This is a genomic window from Collinsella aerofaciens (assembly GCF_902501475.1).
Taxonomy (GTDB): Bacteria; Actinomycetota; Coriobacteriia; order Coriobacteriales; family Coriobacteriaceae; genus Collinsella; species Collinsella aerofaciens_AL.
Genome location: NZ_CABWIF010000045.1, coordinates 1 through 1,245, shown reverse-complemented (window position 1 = coordinate 1,245; position 1,245 = coordinate 1). Strand labels below are relative to the sequence as shown.

The 1,245-nt window shown below is 69.3% G+C and carries 1 protein-coding gene; it reads right to left on the bottom strand.

Annotated elements, in window-relative coordinates:
- Positions 1–5: 5 nt before the first annotated feature.
- Entirely contained in the window at positions 6–1,118 is a 1,113-nt protein-coding gene (locus GDJ93_RS07745) for an IS110 family RNA-guided transposase (protein WP_226812546.1), read from the bottom strand.
- Between the last annotated feature and the right edge of the window lie 127 nt (positions 1,119–1,245).

Below are 1,245 nucleotides of genomic sequence, written 5' to 3'. Positions count from 1 at the left end.
CCCCCCTACGCCTCCTCGGCCATGAGGCCGACCGCCCATACCCAGCAGGCGAGCTCGCGCGCCGTGGCCACGTTCGCCTTGTTGCCGTGGACCCCGCGCGCGAGCAGCGCCTCCCGCCTCTCGACCAGCCTCCGCACGCCCTTGGCGGCATGCCTCCGGGCGCCCCGGTCCGGGGCCTGGCCCTTGGCGAGGTCCTTCGGCCGCCCCGAGCACGTCAGGTAGTGCCACGCGGCCTCGACCAGCGTCTTCCTCAGGTGCTTGTTGCCAGCCTTGGTGATCGCGCCCCTGCGGTCGCTCTCCCCGCTGGAGTGCTCGGAGGGCGTCAGGCCGACCCACGCCGCGAACGAGCGGGCGTTCCCGAACCTCGAGAACTCGCCGGCCTCGAACACGAGGTCGGCGGCGGACGCGGTGTCTACGCCCTTGAGGCAGCGGAGGGAGTCGACCCTCCTCCTCCACCTGGGCTTGCGGGCCTCGGCCTCGACGAGCCCCTCGAGCCTCGCCTTCTCCTCCGCCGCCCGCCTGACCGCGTCGACGTAGTAGGCGAGCACGTCGTTGTCGGCCCCCTCCGCGAACCTTATCGACTCGATCCAGGACCAGTGCGCCCGGGTCCAGTTGCCCTTCCTGCGGCCGGTGGGCGTCCTCTCGTCGAAGACGAGCCCGTGCCTGAGCAGGAACTTGGAGAGCCGCTGCTTCGAGCGCGAGAGGTCGTCCCTCGCGTCCTCGAGCGCCCTGGTCAGGTCGCGGGCGGCCTCGCACTCGTCGTCGGGGACCCACACCTCGACCACGTTGCCGACCGACAGCATGCGGGCGAGGAACTCGGCGTCGTTGCGGTCGTTCTTCCTGCGCCTGTCCGCGCTGGGCTTGATCATCTTCGAGACGGCGCCGACCACGCAGTCGACCCCCAGGCCGGAAAGCCTCTTCTGCAGGTCGAAGCCCGTGACCCCGGACTCGTACACGCACCTGGCCCCGGGGTCCACGGAGCGGACCCACTCCGCGACGGCGCCGGCGTCGTAGCCGAAGGTCGCGGCACGTACCTCCCCGGTCATGACGTCGAGGGAGACGGCCTTTATCGAGCGGGCGTGGACGTCGAGGCCGATGAAGGTGGTAGTATCGAGCATGGGAGCCCCTTCCATGAATGCGGCGTGGCCGCCACGGTTGGATTAGACACTCACCATTGTCGGCCTAATCCGCGGTCTTTCATGCAGCAGGGGCTCTCAATGTTTTTATGTCCTGCTCATATCGTCT

Excerpts from the sequence above, each read along its gene's own strand:
- GDJ93_RS07745 (WP_226812546.1), bottom strand. The coding sequence starts at position 1,118 with ATGCTCGATACTACCACCTTCATCGGCCTCGACGTCCACGCCCGCTCG.